Here is a 17599-nt window from a genome sequence, read left to right as displayed (position 1 = left end):
GAAATATGTCGAATTTGTCTGATTAGCGCGTATCGTCGCCGCATGCCCACGCCATACGGATCACGCGGCGGCATGGCGTTCGGCGTGGAGGAGCTGCGTGTGCTCCGCCGCGCCCTCGCCCTCGCCCTTCAGCCAGGCCCCACTCCTGCCGGGGACGTCCAGGACTGCCTCCGTCTCGCCGAGTCGCTCGACGAGGCGATGCGCGAGGGCGCCAGACTGCGTGCCTTCCTGGTGGCCGACCTCGCGCGCTACCGCGCCGCCCTCCCTGCAGCCGGCGCCGACTACCTCGTCCTCCTCGAGGAGGCGCTGGGCGCCGGGTACCGCCCGGACCCCGACGACCTCGCCGCCCTGCGGGCGCTGCGCGGCAACCCGGCCGCCTCCGTCCTCCTGGGGCGCTGCCGGATGCTCGCCGAGCAGGACGTACGCGCCCGCCTCGCACGCGATCCGGGCCGCTCGGCAGCCCCGACCGTCCCCGCCGCCCGCAATCGCCTCACGGCCCTCCAGGGCGGCCTCAAGGGCACCGAGGGGCACCTCGGGCCGGACGTCGACCGGGACCCCGCCAGGAAGCCCGAGAAGAAGCCCGCCGAGAAGCCGGCGGCTCCCAAGCCGGCCCCCGCCCCAGCCGCCCCGAAACCGGCCCGTCCCATCCCGACCCCGGGCGAGGTCTTCCCCCGCCGCAAACCGACTCCGCCGTCCGGCTCCAACCCGCCCCGGCACCTCGCCGCCGGCTGACCCGGCCCGAACCGTCGAAACCACCCCAACCCCGCTCCGTCCGCCCCGCCACCCCGTGGCTACCCTGGACGCATGGACTACGTCTCCGCGCTTGTGCCCCCGGTCGTGATGGCCGTGTTCTTCATCGGCGTGATCAGGGTGATCGTGAAGACCCAGGGCGGGGCCAACAAGGCCAAGGAGGACGCGGCCGTCGACGCCGCCATCGCGCGCGTGGAAGGGGTCCGGCAGGGCCCCGCCGACACCGACGGCTGAGTCCCTCCCGGGCGGCGCCCCCTCGGCGTACGGCTCCCGCGCATGCTCGCGGCTTCGAGTCGTACGCCCTTTTTGTTCCCGTATGACGGTGAAAGTGCCCGTCCGGGGCGCCAATGGGGAGTTCTCCCACTATTGTGCTGAGGTGTGCCTCGCCCATTGGGAGAACTCGAAGACGCGGTCATGACGCGGGTGTGGAAGTGGAACCGCCCGGTGACCGTTCGAGAAGTCCTGGAAGACCTTCAGCAGGAACGGTCCATCGCGTACACCACGGTGATGACCGTTTTGGACAATCTCCATCAGAAGGGCTGGGTGCGCCGGGAGGCGGAAGGCCGCGCCTATCGATATGAGGCCGTCTCCACCAGGGCCGCCTACGCGGCCGCTCTGATGAACGATGCCTGGTCGCAGAGCGACAACCCCGCAGCCGCTCTCGTCGCCTTCTTCGGGATGATGAGCGAGGAACAGCGAGGGGCCCTCAGTGACGCCGTACGCATCGTCCAAGGGCCGGAAACACCCGAAGCAGCCCCGGATACCGGCAGCGATACCGCCGGCGAGAACCCCGGGTCGGCACAGGGGGACGACGGGCGATAGCGTCCGCTCATGTCAGCAGTCAGTCCCGAAGGTCCCGAAGGCCCCGAAGTCAGCGCTAAAGCCATCACTGTCCGGCGGGCCCGCACCAGCGATGTCGCGGCAGTGCGCCGTCTCCTTGACACCTACGTACGCGGCCGCATCCTGCTCGACAAAGCGACGGTCACCCTTTACGAGGACATCCAGGAGTTCTGGGTCGCCGAACGGGACGACAACGCCGAGGTGGTCGGCTGCGGCGCGCTGCATGTGATGTGGGAAGACCTCGCGGAAGTCCGCACTCTCGCGGTGAAGCCCGGCCTGAAGGGCGCCGGTGTCGGACACCGGTTGCTGGAGAAGTTGCTGCACACCGCGCGCTGGCTGGGCGTTCGTCGCGTTTTCTGTCTGACCTTCGAAGTGGACTTCTTCGCCAAGCACGGCTTCGTCGAGATCGGGGAGACACCCGTCGACACCGATGTCTACGCGGAGCTACTGCGTTCCTATGACGAAGGCGTAGCAGAGTTCCTGGGTCTCGAACGGGTGAAACCGAACACCTTGGGCAACAGCCGGATGCTTCTGCATCTGTGATCGCCGATCACCGAGACGTATTCCGCGCACCCATGCCCTGGTTCCCTATGTCCGAAACGCGTATGTTTCCGGACGGAGTGGGTCTCTGCCCGGGAGTCGGCCCGCACCGGGTCTCGGGCTCGCTCTCTCGCTCAGTCTCTCGATCGGTCTCTCCAAGGGGTTTGTGTTTTTCCGGCAAAAGCGGTTTGCTTTCCGACGTACTGCAGTACTGCATATAACAGGGGACGGCGAAACGGCGGACGCCGCAGGCCCCCGGCCCTCAAGTTATGGATGAAAGGAAATCCGGTGGCACAGAAGGTTCAGGTCCTTCTTGTCGATGACCTCGACGGCGGCGAGGCGGACGAGACCGTCACGTTCGCGTTGGACGGCAAGACTTACGAGATCGATCTCACGACCGCCAATGCGGACAAGCTCCGTGGCCTTCTCGAGCCTTACGTGAAGGGTGGTCGTCGTACCGGAGGCCGCGCTTCGGGCGGACGCGGAAAGGCACGCGCCGCTTCCGGTGGCAGCCAGGACACCGCGCAGATCCGCGCCTGGGCGAAGGAGAACGGTTACGAGGTCAACGACCGCGGCCGTGTCCCGGCCTCCATCCGCGAGGCCTACGAGAAGGCCAACGCCTGATCGCTGGCCTACGGCAGGGCCAACGGCTGGGCGCACGCGCGCCGCAGCCGCAGCCGGTGGCAGTGCGTTGCCACCGTGTCCACAAGTCGCACGAGATCGGGGGCGCCCCCACCGCCCCTCACAGCCGACAGTGTCGGCAGCGAGGCCTCGACCGCGCACCCCGGCTCGGGGGGCCGCAGCCATACGGCGGCCCCCTGCACGCCCGAGCGGCCCACCGGCCGTACGCCCGCCGGCTGCATCCCGGGCGGCAGCGGCGCGTCCATGACGCAGCCCGCGCCGAGCGCCCTCAGGTCGAGCGGCAGCGCCCCCCACTCCAGCCAGTCCAGCAGCCCCGGCAGCTCCTCCGCGCTGCCTGCGGCCACCAGCAGCCGCATCCGGCCCCCCTGCAGGGCGACCGGAGAAGCTGGCGCGAGATGGCGCAGGCCCGCCCGGCCCGCCTCGGCCGGGACGTCCAGGACGTCGAAGCGGTCGCCCACGCGGAGCCGTACCGGGGACGCGGGGCTTCCCGCGCGCGGGAGCACGGTCGCCCAGCCCAGTTCGTTCTCGTAGAAGCGGCTGACCCGGTCGCCCGGATCGAGCGGCCGACGGGGGAGCGGGACCGTGGGGAGGCTGCCAACCATGCCAAGGGCAACCGCCCTAAGAGCTTGCAAGTTACGCTGGGTGCACTGGTAGATGCGTAGAGTGCCGAAAAAGGGGGCGTGCGGGGGTGCGGGGTAGCGCAAGGTTGTTCGCCCATAGCGGAGGGAACCGGTGCGCGCGGCATGGAGTGTCAGTCCCAGCGGGTAAGACATCCCTAGTGGGAGGGGGCGACACGCAGGCAAGGTGGTCTCACGTTCGCCATCGGCGTACTGATGGTGAGGGTAACCACCTGGCCTGCGGGAACATCGTCTCGCACCATCGGGTTGGAGCAGATGTCGGCGTCACGGGTCAGGAGGCCATCGACGGTGTCGGCAGTTGGAATGAGCGGTCCCCGCTTGCGGGACTAAGCTGCGGAAGGACAGGGAGGGGAAGTTCCCCCCACTGCCTGACCGCTCTGAGGAGCGATTAACGATGTTCGAGAGGTTCACCGACCGCGCGCGGCGGGTTGTCGTCCTGGCTCAGGAAGAAGCCCGGATGCTCAACCACAACTACATCGGCACCGAGCACATCCTCCTGGGCCTGATCCACGAGGGTGAGGGTGTCGCCGCCAAGGCCCTTGAGAGCCTCGGGATTTCGCTCGAGGCGGTCCGCCAGCAGGTGGAGGAGATCATCGGCCAGGGCCAGCAGGCCCCGTCCGGGCACATCCCCTTCACCCCTCGTGCCAAGAAGGTCCTGGAGCTGTCGCTCCGCGAGGCCCTTCAGCTGGGCCACAACTACATCGGCACGGAGCACATCCTGCTCGGCCTGATCCGTGAGGGCGAGGGCGTCGCCGCCCAGGTCCTGGTCAAGCTGGGCGCAGATCTCAACCGGGTGCGGCAGCAGGTCATCCAGCTGCTCTCCGGTTACCAGGGCAAGGAGACCGCCGCCGCCGGCGGGCCTGCCGAGGGCACCCCCTCGACGTCCCTGGTCCTCGACCAGTTCGGCCGGAACCTCACCCAGGCCGCTCGTGAGTCCAAGCTCGACCCGGTCATCGGGCGCGAGAAGGAGATCGAGCGGGTCATGCAGGTGCTGTCCCGCCGCACCAAGAACAACCCGGTCCTGATCGGTGAGCCCGGCGTCGGCAAGACCGCCGTCGTCGAGGGTCTCGCCCAGGCCATCGTCAAGGGCGAGGTGCCCGAGACCCTCAAGGACAAGCACCTCTACACCCTGGACCTCGGCGCGCTGGTCGCCGGCTCCCGCTACCGCGGTGACTTCGAGGAGCGCCTGAAGAAGGTCCTCAAGGAGATCCGCACCCGCGGCGACATCATCCTGTTCATCGACGAGCTGCACACGCTGGTCGGTGCGGGTGCCGCCGAGGGCGCCATCGACGCCGCTTCGATCCTGAAGCCGATGCTGGCCCGTGGTGAGCTGCAGACCATCGGTGCGACCACGCTGGACGAGTACCGCAAGCACCTGGAGAAGGACGCGGCCCTCGAGCGCCGCTTCCAGCCGATCCAGGTCGCCGAGCCGTCCCTGCCGCACACGATCGAGATCCTCAAGGGTCTGCGCGACCGGTACGAGGCCCACCACCGCGTCTCCATCACCGACGAGGCGCTGGTCCAGGCGGCCACCCTGGCCGACCGCTACATCTCGGACCGCTTCCTGCCGGACAAGGCGATCGACCTGATCGACGAGGCCGGTTCCCGGATGCGCATCCGCCGGATGACGGCTCCGCCGGACCTGCGCGAGTTCGACGAGAAGATCGCGGGCGTGCGCCGCGACAAGGAGTCCGCGATCGACTCGCAGGACTTCGAGAAGGCCGCTTCCCTGCGCGACAAGGAGAAGCAGCTGCTGGCCGCCAAGGCCAAGCGGGAGAAGGAGTGGAAGGCCGGCGACATGGACGTCGTCGCCGAGGTCGACGGCGAGCTGATCGCCGAGGTCCTCGCGACCGCCACCGGCATCCCGGTCTTCAAGCTGACCGAGGAGGAGTCCTCGCGTCTGCTGCGCATGGAGGACGAGCTCCACAAGCGGGTCATCGGCCAGGTCGACGCCGTCAAGGCGCTGTCGAAGGCGATCCGTCGTACGCGCGCGGGCCTCAAGGACCCGAAGCGTCCCGGTGGTTCGTTCATCTTCGCCGGCCCGTCCGGTGTCGGTAAGACCGAACTCTCCAAGGCCCTCGCCGAGTTCCTCTTCGGTGACGAGGACGCGCTGATCTCCCTCGACATGTCGGAGTTCAGCGAGAAGCACACGGTGTCGCGTCTCTTCGGTTCGCCCCCCGGTTACGTGGGCTACGAAGAGGGCGGCCAGCTGACCGAGAAGGTCCGCCGCAAGCCGTTCTCCGTCGTCCTCTTCGACGAGGTCGAGAAGGCCCACCCGGACATCTTCAACTCGCTGCTGCAGATCCTGGAGGACGGTCGGCTGACCGACTCCCAGGGCCGGGTCGTGGACTTCAAGAACACGGTCATCATCATGACGACCAACCTCGGCACCCGGGACATCTCCAAGGGCTTCAACCTGGGCTTCGCGGCCCAGGGTGACACCAAGTCCAACTACGAGCGAATGAAGAACAAGGTCTCGGACGAGCTCAAGCAGCACTTCCGCCCCGAGTTCCTCAACCGCGTCGACGACGTGGTCGTCTTCCCGCAGCTGACCCAGGCCGACATCCTCGCGATCGTCGACCTGATGATCAGCAAGGTGGACGAGCGCCTCAAGGACCGGGACATGGGCATCGAGCTCTCCCAGTCCAGCAAGGAACTGCTGTCCAAGAAGGGTTACGACCCGGTGCTGGGTGCGCGGCCGCTGCGCCGCACCATCCAGCGCGAGATCGAGGACACGCTCTCCGAGAAGATCCTCTTCGGTGAGCTGCGTCCCGGTCACATCGTGGTCGTGGACACCGAGGGCGAGGGCGACAGCCAGACCTTCACCTTCCGCGGCGAGGAGAAGTCGGCGCTGCCCGACGTCCCGCCGATCGAGCAGGCGGCCGGCGGTGCCGGGCCGAACCTGAGCAAGGAGGCGTAGGCCTCACGGCGACGCCAGAAGGGGCCGGTGCTTTCGAGCACCGGCCCCTTCGTCACGCCTGCCTGCGGTTACGACAACTGCCCGTTGTAGTCCGGGAGTTTGAACGTCTTGTCGGCGTGGCCACCCGAGAGGTCGGTGGCGCTGTTGCCGATGTTCGCGATGATGTCGTAGCCCTTGTTCTCGATGTCGACGCGCTGGGCCGTCTTGTAGGCGGCGACGTCCTTGAACAGGTCGAAGAAACCGCGGACGTACAGGCCGGAGACGTCGTAGCCGTCGTGCTCGAGGTTCCACTCGGTGGGCTCTTCGATGATGCCCGGGCGGGCCGTGACGAAGAACAGGGAGACGCCGTGCTCCTGGGCGTACTGAGCGACGTTCAGGACCGGCTTGTTGGCCGGCTGCGGGAAGCTGAAGCCGAAGTCCGTCTCCAGCGTGGTGTTGTCGATGTCGAAGACGATCGCCTGCTTCTCGCCCGGCTGGGCCGCGGCGATCCGCTCCTTCAGATAAGGCAGCGCCTGGTCCATCACCGTCTGGCAGTCCTTCTGCCAGGTCCCGTAGTCGACGCCCGAGGCGCTCGTCGCTGCGTTGGCGGGAGTGGCCAGGGCCACGAGGGCAGATGCGGAGACTGCGGTGACCACTGCGCGGAGCGCCCAGGGGCGTCTGCTCGTCATGGTGGGGGGTCCTCTCACGTCCGTATGCCGTTGTCCTGTGCATGTTCGGCGCCGAGGGTGGCGTGAGGGGAACCGTAGGGTTACTGGGCGGTAAGTGGCCAGAGATGTGCGTCACATGACGACTTGTTTTGCAGGACGGTGGATCTTGCCGGGCGGTGACATGGCGCACAGGCGATCGGGCCGGTACTAGGACGGATAGTGGGCGGTCTGTATAGGAGGGAAAAGAGGTCGCTTTTCTGTATTTTCCGGAACCCGAGGGGTGATTCTGCCGTCGAGGACTGATTCGTCCGTTATTGGGGCTGTGTCAAGAAGAGAGAAGTTTTGGGTGAAGTACTAGAGCCCGTCGTACATCACACGTTTTGGGCTTGGCGGGTCTCGGGGTTACCAAGGGATGGTCCATCCGGCAGCCGCTTGTGCGCCGGGTGGTTTTCTCTGCCCCCGTCTTTCCGAGGTTTCCATGTCTTCGCGTGTCACGTCCCGCTCCTCCCGTACGTCCCTGCTGCGCAGCCGCGCGGCAGTCCTGGCCGCCGGCCTCGGAATGTCGGTCGTGCTGGGGGCGGGGGTCGCGGCCGCCGCCGATGCCACTTCCGCGTCCAGTGCGGCGAGTGCCGTGAAGGCGCAGGCCACCGCGCAGGCCAAGGCCGCCGCGAGCGCGAAGAAGGCCGCCCAGGCAGCCGCGGCCAAGAAGGCGGCCGCCGAGAAGGCCGCCAAGGCCGCTGCCGCCAGGAAGGCCGCCTCCTGGATGCACCCGGTGGAGAAGTACCGGCTCTCCGCCAGCTTCAACCAGGCCGGCGGTATGTGGCAGTCCACCCACAGCGGGCAGGACTTCGCGGTGCCGAGCGGCACGGACGTCGTGGCCGCGCACGGCGGCACCGTCGTCAAGGCCGGCGGCAACGGCGCCGGTGACGGGCCCGCGTACGGCAACGCCATCGTGATCAGGCACGGCAACGGGACCTACTCGCAGTACGCCCATCTGTCGCGGATCGACGTCAGGGTCGGTCAGGTCGTCGCCACCGGACAGCACATAGCCCGGTCCGGGAACACCGGTAACTCCAGCGGCCCGCACCTGCACTTCGAGATCCGTACGACCCCGAACTACGGGTCGGCCGTCGACCCGGTCGCGTTCCTGCGCGCCAAGGGTGTGACCGTCTGAGGCGGGCCGGCCGCCTAGGACGGGTGTGAGGCCTGGTGCGCCCGCGTCACCAGGTCGGTGGCGACCTCCAGGACCGCCTTGCGCTTGTCCTCGGGGTCGGCCTCGATGTCGCCCAGCGCGAACATCCCGGCATGCAGCGTGAACATCGCGCTGACGCAGCGCACCTGGTCGATCAGCTCGGCGTCCGGATCGATGAGGATGTCGCGCATGCCCATCATGCGGTTGCGGAAGATCTCGCCGATGCGCAGTTCCTTGACCGTGCTCTGGTTCTCCTGCATGAAGCGGAAGAGCGGGGCCGCGCCGGCCAGGGTGTCGCTGTAACGGCGGATGATCTCGTGCTTGGTCTCCAGTGACTGCGGCTGTCGCCTGCCCCACTCGATCAGTTCCACGATCGGCTGCGAGAGATCGTCGAAGATGCTGACGAGGATCTCTTCCTTCGTCTTGAAGTGGTAGTAGAGCGCCGCCTTGGTGACGTCCAGGCTCTCGGCGATCTCACGCAATGAGGTCTTCTCGTAGCCCTGCTCTGCGAAGAGTTCGAGCGCCACGTCCTGAATGCGCTGGCGGGTGTCTCCGCGGCGCTGCTGCTTGGTGCCGTCCATGGTGCCGCCCATCCTCGCACTCCAGGGAAACTTACTTGACGCCCGGCTAGTTGCGGGGCTACCTTCCCAGTGTAGTCAACTAGCCGGGCGGCAAGTAAGTGGCCGACCGGGGGGAGATGCTCAGGGGAGTGGGGACGATGGCGGACACACAGACGGCCGAGACGAAGCCGGACAAACAGCCGAAGAGCATACGGGTCGTGCTGCTCGCGCTCATGATCACCATGATGCTCGCGATGCTCGACAACATGATCGTGGGCACCGCGATGCCGACCATCGTGGGCGAGCTCGGGGGACTCGAGCATCTGTCCTGGGTGGTCACGGCATACACGCTGGCGACCGCGGCCTCCACCCCGATCTGGGGCAAGCTCGGCGACATGTACGGGCGCAAGGGCGCCTTCATGACGTCGATCGTGATCTTCCTGATCGGCTCCGCGCTCAGCGGCATGGCGCAGAACATGGGCGAGCTGATCGGTTTCCGCGCGATCCAGGGGCTTGGCGCGGGTGGTCTGATGGTCGGTGTCATGGCGATCATCGGTGACCTCATACCGCCGCGGGAGCGGGGCAAGTACCAGGGCATGATGGCCGGCGTCATGGCGCTCGCGATGATCGGTGGTCCGCTGGTCGGCGGCACCATCACCGACAACTGGGGCTGGCGCTGGTCGTTCTACATCAACCTGCCGCTCGGCGTGGTGTCGCTCGGTCTGATCAGTGCCGTCCTGCATCTGCCCAAGAAGCGGTCCAAGGCGGGTATCGACTACCTCGGCGTCGCGCTGCTGACCATCGGCATCACCTCGATCGTGCTCGTCACCACCTGGGGCGGTACGCAGTACGCATGGACGTCCGCGCGGATCATGGAGCTCATCGGGATCGGCGTGGCCGCGCTCATCGGGTTCGTGTTCTGGCAGACGAAGGCCGCGGAGCCGATCGTGCCGCTGCACATCTTCCGCAGCCGCAACTTCACGCTGATGTCGCTCATCGGCTTCATCACCGGGTTCGTGATGTTCGGTGCGACGCTGTACCTGCCGCTGTACCAGCAGTCCGTGCAGGGTGCGTCCGCGACCAACTCCGGGTTGCTGCTGCTGCCGATGCTCGGCGCGATGCTGGTGACCTCGATGGTGGCGGGACGGGTGACCACCAACACCGGCCGCTACAAGGTCTTCCCGGTCGTCGGAAGTGTCCTGATGACCGTGGGGCTCTACCTGCTGTCCACGATGGACACCGGCACCTCGCGGTTCACGTCCGGTGTGTTCATGGCGGTCGTGGGGCTGGGCATGGGCTGTCTGATGCAGATCACCATGCTCGTCGCGCAGAACAGCGTGGAGATGAAGGACATGGGTGTCGCGTCCTCCTCCACCACCCTGTTCCGTACGCTCGGTTCGTCCTTCGGCGTCGCGATCATGGGCGCGCTGTTCAACAACCGGGTGCAGCACGTCATGGCCGAGCGGGCGGGGTCGCTGGGGGCGAAGATCACCGAGAAGTCCGCGGCGCTGGACGCCAAGAGCCTGGCGAAGCTGCCGGCCGTGGTGCGGGAGGCGTACCAGCACGCGGTGTCCGCGGGTACGCACTCCGCCTTCCTGCTGGGGTCTGCGGTGGCCGTGTTCGCGCTGGTGGCAGCGGTCTTCGTGAAGGAGGTCGCGCTGCGGGGGACGGGGCCGGCCGCGCCCAAGTCCGACGACGAGGCGGTGGCGCAGGCGCCGATCGTCGAGGCGGTCTGACCCGCAAGTGAACTGAAGGCCCCCCGGCCGGTGTCCGCCCCGGGGGGCCTTCGCCATGCTTCGTCGCCCCCGCCGCCCCTACCCGTCCCCTCCCCAGGGGCTCCGCCCCCTCGACCCCGGCCGGGCTGTGCCCTCGCGGCCTCGGCCTGCGCGCCTTCGCGGGGCTCTGTCGCAGCACCCCGGCGGGGACTGCGTCGTCTGCACCCGCCGGAGCTGCCGCCGCGCTGCGGCGGGGCTGCGTCCTCGACATCCGGCGGGGCTTTGCTGCCGCGCTGCGCGGGGCTGCGTCCTCGACCCCCGACGGGGGCTTTGCCGCCGTGTTCCGGCGGGTTGCGCTCTGGCGGCCTCGGTTCGGGGGGGGGCGGCGCCCCCTGCCCCGGGGAGCTCCGCCCCTGCGCCCGGCGGGGCCTACGGCCCCGAAAGCCCTACGGCAGCAGCGGGTGACTGCCCGTGTTCGTCGGCGCGTGTTCCGGTAGCCACAGCACCGCCACCGCGCCTTCCGCCGGTACGTGATCCGGTGCGCCGACCGGGCGTACGTTGCGGAAGGTCAGGCGGGCGCCCAGCACGCGGGCCTGGCCGGCGGCGATCGTGAGGCCGAGGCCGTGGCCGTGGCCCGCCCGGTCGGCGCTGCCCGTGCGGAAGCGGCTCGGGCCCTCGGCGAGGAGGTCGGAGGGGAAGCCGGGCCCGTGGTCGCGGACCCGGATGACCCGGCCCTCGACGGTGACCTGGATCGGCGGCTTGCCGTGCCGGGCGGCGTTGGCGAGCAGGTTGAACAGCACGCGCTCCAGGCGGCGCGGATCGGTCGTGACCATCGACTCGTGCACCACCCGCACCTCGACGGCCGGGTCCTTCGCCGCCACCCGCCGGGTGACGAACTCGCCGAGCAGGATTTCCTGCAGCTCGGCCCGCTCGGAGGCGCTGTCGAGACGGGCCACCTCCAGGACGTCCTCGACCAGGGTCCGCATGGCCTTCGCGCGGTCCAGGACCAGCTCCGTCGGGCGGCCCGGCGGGAGCAGTTCGGCGGCCGTCAGCAGCCCGGTCACCGGGGTGCGCAGCTCGTGCGCGATGTCCGCGGTGACCCGGCGCTCGGCCTCCAGGCGCTGCTGCAGGGTGTCCGCCATGGCGTCCACCGCGCGCGCCAGGTCGTCGGTCTCGTCCCGCACGACCCCGCCGATGGCGTCCCGCACCCGTACGTCCGACTCGCCCCTGGCGACCTGGTTCGCGGCGGCCGCCGCCTTGCGCAGCCGGCGCGAGAGCTGACCGCCGATGAGCACGCCCAGCGCGCTGCCGCCGAGGACCACCGCGATGGAGCCGATCACCAGGGCCTGGTCGAGGTCCTTGAGGGTGCTGCGGTCGGTGAACCCGGTGTGCAGCGACAGCACATGCCCGTCCTTGACCGGCACGGCCGCCCAGATGTCCGGAGAGCCGCCCGGCCGGTCGGTCACATACGTCGCCCGCCGGCCCTCCTCGACCTTCTCCCGCAGCGCCGCGGGCAGCCGCGGGTCGTCGATCTTGATGTTGGGGAAGAGGGTGCGGCTGGGGATCTCGTAGTTGCGCTGCGCGATCAGGATGCGCTCGTCCGCGAGGTCGCGCGCACTGTCCAGCATCGAGACCCGGGCCGCGTTGTGCACGACCAGGCTCAGTGCGATGGCCACCAGCGCGCCGACCAGCGCGATGGCCGCGCTGAGTTTCCATCTGAGCCCCGTGCGCATGCCCGTACCTTCTGCGGCGTTCGCAGTGGCCGGGCTCCGGAAGATCCCCCGCATGTCCCTGGTGTCCCCGCTCAGGCCTTCAACTTGTAGCCGAAGCCGCGGACCGTCTCGATCCGGTCCTGGCCGATCTTCGTACGCAGTCGCTGCACGTGCACGTCCACCACGCGCGTGTCCCCGCCCCAGCCGTAGTCCCACACCCGCTCCAGCAGTTTGTCGCGCGACAGGACCGTGCCCGGCGCGGAGGAGAACTCCAACAGGAGCCGCATCTCGGTCGGCGTCAGCCCCACCGGCTGCCCGGCCCGGCGCACCTCCATGCCCTCGGTGTCGATCTCCAGCTCGCCGAAGCTCAGCACCCCGCCGGCCACCTCGGCAGGCCCCTCGTCCGCCCGGTCGCCGCCGCTGGCGTGCCCGAAGCGCCGCAGCACCGCCCGGATGCGCGCGACCAGCACGGCACCGTCGAACGGCTTGGTCACATAGTCGTCGGCGCCCGCCTCCAGGCCCAGCACGACGTCGATCGAGTCGGCCCGCGCCGACAGCATGATCACCGGCACGGTCGACTCGTCGCGGATACGGCGGCACAGGCTGACGCCGTCCAGTCCGGGCACCATGACGTCGAGCAGGGCGATGTCGGGGCGGTTCGCCCGGAACGCCTCCAGGCCGGACAGCCCGTCGGGCATCGCGGTGACCGCGAAGCCGTCCCGCTCCAGGGCGAGCTGGGTGGCCTCGCGGATGACGTCGTCGTCCTCGACGAACAGGACGTGGGTCTGGTCTGCCATCCCGCTGCTCTCAGTTCTCGTGTCGGTCGTGGCGTGCGCACTGCTGCCGGGTGATCGGTCCGAGCGGCCCGAACGGTTCACGAACGCGGCGACGCCTCGCCCCCGACGGCCTTGCTGTAGTCGTTGCGCGTGTTGTACCGCTTGACGAAGTGGCCCGATGCCCAGATGTACGTGGTCACGATCTCACCGGACGGACTCGACATCGGGTCATTCTTCTCGTACACCTGCTTCGTCACCACCAGGTCGCCGCGGTCTATCTCCGCGTAGACCGGGGGTTCCTCGGTCCGGAAGACATTCTCGTACCGACCGCCTTGGTCGCGGTACACGTATGAGCCGACACCGACCGCGTCCCCGCAGGTCAGCACGTTCACCACGATGTCGTCGGAGTATCCGCCGGTCAGCTCGCCGTACGACACGTCGATCGGGTACTCGTCGGCGACGCACGGCTTGAGGCCGCGCTTGACCGCCGCCGAGACCATCGGGTCGTCCTTGACGAGCTTGACCGCGTCCACATGCGTGGTCTTGGAGGGGCTGGGTGTGGGTGAGGCGGCGGCGCCCACCACCGAGTCGGCGTGCGCCGGGCCCTCGTCACGGGCGCCGGTGCCGCCGGTACCGCAGGCGGAGACGAAAAGGGCGAGGGCGGCGAGCACGGCCATCGCCGTGTACGCCGCCTGCAAGGTCCCTCGGCCCGAGTCGGTCAGACCGCGCAACGCTCCTGCTCCCCACGCTCCAGCGCGCGTGCGTCCAGGTCGCGGCTCTCCAGCTCCTCGCGGAGCCGGGCGAGCGCCCGGTGCAGCGTGCTCTTGACCGTTCCGGCCGACATGCCCAGGGCCGCGGCCGTCTCCTCCGTCGACATCTGTTCCCAGTGTCGCAGGACCACGACGCTTCGCTGCTTGGGAGCCAGCACCTTCATGATGTCCATCAGGAGGGCGCGGTCCGCGTGCTGCTCGGTGGAGTCGTCGACCGAGGCGTCCGGCAGCTGCTCGGTGGGGACCTCCTCCAGTTTCCGGGCCCGCCACCACTCGGTCCGCGTGTTGATCATCACGCGTCGCAGGTAGGCGTCCGCGAGACGCTTGTCCGCGATGCCCTCCCAGCGGCCGTAGGTCCGCACCAGCGCGGTCTGGAGCAGGTCCTGTGCGTCCACGGGGTCCGGGACCAGCCGGCGGGCGCTGCGCAGCAGCGCGTCCTGCCGCGTGCGGACATACTCCTCGAACTCGAGCACCTCGCCCTGCGCCATGTCGAACCGCCTCCCGATCCCCGTTGCCCGCCGGCTTGATCGCCGTCGGCCTGTTCCGTAACAGCCCGCTTCTGCCGGGCACGCAAATGAAGCTACGGAGGTGTTGTCACGGCGCTGTCCGAGACAACGCTCGGCTAGCAATCGGCTGTACGTCGGTTGTGTAACGGACGTAGGAACGGGGTAAGCAGGTGTACCGAATCGCGGCGCTATGGGGCGATTTGGCGGGTCGGCGGCTGTGATGCGGCGTGACGTTACGAGGGGTTACGTCAACGGCAGCCGGTACAAACCACCGGAGAGCGGCTCCACGAGACCGTCCGCCACGAGCCCGTCGAGCGCCCGCGCGCGCTGCACCGGCTCGTGCCACACCCGGTCGAGGGCCGACTGCGGCACGGGCGCGTGGGCCTCACGCAGTACGGCGAGCAGCTTGCCGCGCACCTGCCGGTCGGTCCCCGCGTATGTCTGGCCGCGCCGCGGCGGCCCGTCGTGCTCGGGCTTGCCCGCGAGCCGCCAGGCGCACTGCGCGGCGATGGGGCAGCGGTGGCAGGTCTCGTTCTTGGCGGTGCAGACGAGCGCCCCGAGCTCCATGGACGCGGCCGCCCAGCGCGCCGCGGTCCGCTCGTCCTCGGGCAACAGCGCGCGGGCGAGCTTGCGTTCGGCGGCGGTGGTCGCGTTCGGCGGGTACTGGACGCCGGTGACGGCACGCGCGAAGACCCGGCGGACGTTGGTGTCGAGCACCGCGTGCCGCTGCCCGTACGCGAAGGAGGCGACGGCCGCGGCCGTGTACTCGCCGATGCCGGGCAGCGCGAGGAGCTGGGCGTGGTCGGTGGGTACGTCCCCGCCGTGCCGTTCCGTTATGGCCACGGCGGCGCCGTGCAGCCTGAGGGCGCGGCGCGGGTAGCCGAGCCGGCCCCAGGCGCGGACGGCCTCGCCGGGTGCCTCCCGGGCCAGGTCGGCGGGGCGCGGCCAGCGGGCCAGCCACTGCTCGTAGACGGGCAGCACACGGCTGACCGGCGTCTGCTGCAGCATGAACTCGCTGACCATCACGCCCCAGGGGCCGGCTTCCGGGAGCCGCCACGGCAGGTCGCGGGCGTGTTCGTCGAACCAGTCGATGACGCAGGCATGGAGGTTCTCGTGGTCCTCGCCGAGGGGGGAGCCGGCGAGGGTGTCGGCCGGGCCGTCGGCGGGGCTGCTGTGCGGGGGCTTCGTGGGCGCAGTCATGGCGCTTCCGATCCTGCCATGGCCCCGGCCGGTTGGGCCGCCGTCCCGCGCGCGGTGCGTCGTGCGGACCGGAATGATGATCCGGAAAAGTTGACGAACCGGCGGCGGGTGGGGCCAGCGAACCGCCCGATCTCTCGTACAGTTTGCGCCGTGGGATCTCTGCGCAATCCTGTCGGGCCGCTCCCCTCCTCCATCTACTGGCGCCGGAGGGCCGTACTCGTGTCTGTGGTTGCCTTGTTGGCGCTGCTGATCACGTGGATCGTCCTGTCGGGCGGTGGCGGCGGCAAGAAGGACGACGGGGCGAACGGCCACACCCCCGCGCCCACGATCACTGCGGGGCCGTCGAGTTCGGGTCCCGCGATCAGCCAAGCGCCGGGCGGGCGTGACGAGTCGAGCGGCGGGGGCTCCAGCGGGTCGGATTCCGGGGGCAGTTCGGGCTCCGGCTCCGGCTCCGGGGCCGGGGGCGCCGACGGGTCGGCCGACGGCGGTACGGCCGGTGTCGGCTCCGGTATCGGGGTCGGCCGCGGCGACACGATTCCGGCGAGTTCCTCCATCCCCAACTGCACCACGAGCGCAGTGACGTTGACGGTGCGGAGCCTGCACAACACGTACTCGCCCGGTCAGACGCCGACTCTGCTGCTGACCGCGACGAACACCTCGGGCCTCGACTGCAAGATCGACCTCGGGCCGAAGAGTGCGGTGCTGACGATCACCGAGGCGGGCAGCGACAACAACTACTGGTCGTCCGCCGACTGCCCCCAGGGCCCGGGCAGCCTGGTGTTCCGGGTGCCCAACCGCAGCAGCATCACTTACACCGTGAAGTGGGACCGCAGGCCGAGCGCTCCCCAGTGCGCGACGCCGCCGGCGGGGTCGGCCGGGGCGGGTACGTATCTGGTGGAGGCGGCGGCGCCGGGGTTCGCCAAATCGAAGATTTCGTTCATGCTCAAGGACGATTAGAGGCTCCGCTGGGGTGCGCCGTGATGGGCCGTTGTTCGTCTGCGGCTTCGTCGTGGCTGGTCGCGCAGTTCCCCGCGCCCCTTCGGGGGCGCGGCTGACTTAGACGTACCGCTCCAGGATCGACGACTCCGCCAGTCGGGACAGGCCCTCGCGTACGCTGCGGGCGCGGGCCTCGCCCACGCCGTCGACCGTCTGCAGGTCGTCGACGCTTGCGGCGAGCAGTTTCTGCAGGCCTCCGAAGTGCTCCACGAGACGGTCGATGATGGCGCCCGGGAGCCGCGGCACCTTGGCCAGGAGGCGGAAGCCGCGGGGCGAGACCGCCGAGTCGAGCGCCTCCGGTGAGCCCGTGTAGCCCAGCGCCCTTGCCACCGTGGGCATTTCGAGGAGCTCGGCGTGGGTGAGGGCGTCCAGCTCGTGGAGGGCCTCGTCGACCGTGCGGGAGCGCTTGGCGGTGGGCTCGGGGACGTAGTCCCGGACGACCAGTTCGCGCTCGGGCTCCACGCCCGCGATCAACTCGTCGAGCTGCAGGGCGAGGAGACGCCCGTCGGTGCCCAGTTCGACCACGTATTCGGCGATTTCGGTGGCGATGCGGCGCACCATCTCCAGGCGCTGGGCGACCGCTGACACATCGCGGACCGTCACCAGGTCCTCGATCTCCAGCGCCGACAGCGTGCCCGCGACCTCGTCCAGGCGGAGCTTGTAGCGCTCCAGGGTCGCGAGGGCCTGGTTGGCGCGGGACAGGATCGCCGCCGAGTCCTCCAGGACACGGCGCTGCCCGTCGACGTACAGGGCGATCAGGCGCATCGACTGGGAGACCGAGACGACCGGGAAGCCGACCTGCTTGGAGATGCGGTCCGCGGTGCGGTGCCGGGTGCCCGTCTCCTCGGTCGGGATCGTGGCGTCGGGCACGAACTGGACGCCCGCCCGGAGGATCTTCGAGAGGTCGGAGGAGAGCACGATGCCGCCGTCGAGCTTGCACAGCTCGCGCAGGCGCGTGGCCGTGAACTCGACGTCCAGCACGAAACCGCCGGTGCACATGGTTTCGACGGACTTGTCGAAGCCGAGCACGATGAGACCACCCGTGTTGCCACGGAGTACCCGCTCAAGGCCGTCGCGCATGCCGGTGCCGGGAGCCACGGCGCTCAGTGAGGCGCGCATCAGGCCATCGGCACCGGAGCTCCCGCCGGACTTTCCGGGAGCTGCCGCCCGGTCGTTGGCTGCCACTGCACTCCTC

General features: G+C 69.3%; 18 protein-coding genes. 9 read left to right on the top strand and 9 right to left on the bottom strand.

Translation table 11 applies throughout. From position 1 onward, the window contains the following. Positions 1 to 72 precede the first annotated feature (72 nt). From ACWCRD_RS04070 to ACWCRD_RS04050, 5 genes are all read left to right on the top strand, one after another. Entirely contained in the window at positions 73 to 732 is a 660-nt protein-coding gene (locus tag ACWCRD_RS04070) for a hypothetical protein (protein WP_450964935.1), read from the top strand. Positions 733 to 804: 72 nt separating this feature from the next. Then, positions 805 to 984: a hypothetical protein gene (locus tag ACWCRD_RS04065; RefSeq protein ID WP_450964404.1), complete on the top strand. Its 180-nt coding sequence runs from the start codon at positions 805 to 807 to the stop codon at positions 982 to 984. Positions 985 to 1164: 180 nt separating this feature from the next. Continuing rightward, positions 1165 to 1572, top strand: coding sequence for a BlaI/MecI/CopY family transcriptional regulator (locus ACWCRD_RS04060; protein WP_450964934.1), 408 nt, complete (start codon positions 1165 to 1167; stop codon positions 1570 to 1572). 9 nt (positions 1573 to 1581) lie between these two features. Then, positions 1582 to 2133 (top strand): amino-acid N-acetyltransferase, encoded by a 552-nt coding sequence (locus tag ACWCRD_RS04055; RefSeq protein WP_398955134.1) that lies wholly within the window; start codon positions 1582 to 1584, stop codon positions 2131 to 2133. Between the two features lie 285 nt (positions 2134 to 2418). After that, entirely contained in the window at positions 2419 to 2754 is a 336-nt protein-coding gene (locus tag ACWCRD_RS04050; protein WP_007498879.1) for a histone-like nucleoid-structuring protein Lsr2, read from the top strand. Positions 2755 to 2762: 8 nt separating this feature from the next. Here the strand turns inward: ACWCRD_RS04050 and ACWCRD_RS04045 are convergent, their stop codons facing one another. After that, complete coding sequence (locus tag ACWCRD_RS04045; protein WP_450964403.1) at positions 2763 to 3374, bottom strand: SCO3374 family protein; 612 nt, start codon at positions 3372 to 3374, stop codon at positions 2763 to 2765. A 430-nt stretch (positions 3375 to 3804) separates the two neighbouring features. On the opposite strand from ACWCRD_RS04045, the gene ACWCRD_RS04040 reads away from it, so the two are divergent. Continuing rightward, positions 3805 to 6330, top strand: coding sequence for an AAA family ATPase (locus tag ACWCRD_RS04040; RefSeq protein WP_115906674.1), 2526 nt, complete (start codon positions 3805 to 3807; stop codon positions 6328 to 6330). Positions 6331 to 6398: 68 nt separating this feature from the next. Here the strand turns inward: ACWCRD_RS04040 and ACWCRD_RS04035 are convergent, their stop codons facing one another. Then, the gene (locus ACWCRD_RS04035; RefSeq protein WP_450964402.1) at positions 6399 to 6998 is read right to left on the bottom strand and encodes an HAD family acid phosphatase; all 600 of its coding nucleotides are present in this window, start codon (positions 6996 to 6998) and stop codon (positions 6399 to 6401) included. Positions 6999 to 7455: 457 nt separating this feature from the next. Between ACWCRD_RS04035 and ACWCRD_RS04030 the strand changes: the two genes are divergently transcribed. Beyond that, entirely contained in the window at positions 7456 to 8151 is a 696-nt protein-coding gene (locus ACWCRD_RS04030) for a M23 family metallopeptidase (RefSeq protein ID WP_450964401.1), read from the top strand. A 14-nt stretch (positions 8152 to 8165) separates the two neighbouring features. Here the strand turns inward: ACWCRD_RS04030 and ACWCRD_RS04025 are convergent, their stop codons facing one another. Beyond that, on the bottom strand, positions 8166 to 8762 hold the full coding sequence (locus tag ACWCRD_RS04025) for a TetR/AcrR family transcriptional regulator (RefSeq protein WP_450964400.1): 597 nt from the start codon (positions 8760 to 8762) through the stop codon (positions 8166 to 8168). A gap of 125 nt (positions 8763 to 8887) precedes the next feature. On the opposite strand from ACWCRD_RS04025, the gene ACWCRD_RS04020 reads away from it, so the two are divergent. Continuing rightward, positions 8888 to 10465 carry an MDR family MFS transporter gene (locus ACWCRD_RS04020; protein WP_450964399.1) on the top strand — a complete coding sequence of 526 codons (1578 nt, stop codon included), beginning with the start codon at positions 8888 to 8890 and terminating at the stop codon, positions 10463 to 10465. Between the two features lie 425 nt (positions 10466 to 10890). Here the strand turns inward: ACWCRD_RS04020 and cseC are convergent, their stop codons facing one another. The 5 genes from cseC to ACWCRD_RS03995 all read right to left on the bottom strand — a co-directional run bounded on the left by cseC (position 10891) and on the right by ACWCRD_RS03995 (position 15408). Continuing rightward, a complete protein-coding gene (gene cseC, locus ACWCRD_RS04015) occupies positions 10891 to 12360 on the bottom strand; it encodes a two-component system sensor histidine kinase CseC (RefSeq protein ID WP_450964933.1) in 1470 nt (489 codons plus the stop codon). Continuing rightward, complete coding sequence (gene cseB, locus ACWCRD_RS04010) at positions 12249 to 12953, bottom strand: two-component system response regulator CseB (RefSeq protein ID WP_450964398.1); 705 nt, start codon at positions 12951 to 12953, stop codon at positions 12249 to 12251. The genes cseC and cseB overlap by 112 nt, the downstream gene beginning before the upstream one ends. Positions 12954 to 13030: 77 nt before the next feature. Further along, on the bottom strand, positions 13031 to 13663 hold the full coding sequence (locus ACWCRD_RS04005) for a hypothetical protein (RefSeq protein ID WP_450964397.1): 633 nt from the start codon (positions 13661 to 13663) through the stop codon (positions 13031 to 13033). Then, positions 13651 to 14190, bottom strand: coding sequence for a SigE family RNA polymerase sigma factor (locus ACWCRD_RS04000; protein ID WP_030942678.1), 540 nt, complete (start codon positions 14188 to 14190; stop codon positions 13651 to 13653). The genes ACWCRD_RS04005 and ACWCRD_RS04000 overlap by 13 nt, the downstream gene beginning before the upstream one ends. Positions 14191 to 14451: 261 nt before the next feature. Further along, positions 14452 to 15408: an A/G-specific adenine glycosylase gene (locus ACWCRD_RS03995; RefSeq protein WP_450964396.1), complete on the bottom strand. Its 957-nt coding sequence runs from the start codon at positions 15406 to 15408 to the stop codon at positions 14452 to 14454. Between the two features lie 150 nt (positions 15409 to 15558). Here ACWCRD_RS03995 and ACWCRD_RS03990 point away from each other — a divergent pair, with 150 nt between their 5' ends. Further along, on the top strand, positions 15559 to 16365 hold the full coding sequence (locus ACWCRD_RS03990; protein WP_450964395.1) for a hypothetical protein: 807 nt from the start codon (positions 15559 to 15561) through the stop codon (positions 16363 to 16365). A gap of 99 nt (positions 16366 to 16464) precedes the next feature. Here ACWCRD_RS03990 and disA read toward each other — a convergent pair whose 3' ends face one another. After that, on the bottom strand, positions 16465 to 17589 hold the full coding sequence (disA, locus tag ACWCRD_RS03985; RefSeq protein WP_450964394.1) for a DNA integrity scanning diadenylate cyclase DisA: 1125 nt from the start codon (positions 17587 to 17589) through the stop codon (positions 16465 to 16467). Positions 17590 to 17599 lie beyond the last annotated feature (10 nt).

The sequence above is a fragment of the Streptomyces sp. NPDC002092 genome (genome assembly GCF_053593775.1).
This window is presented reverse-complemented; position numbering and strand designations above follow the sequence as displayed.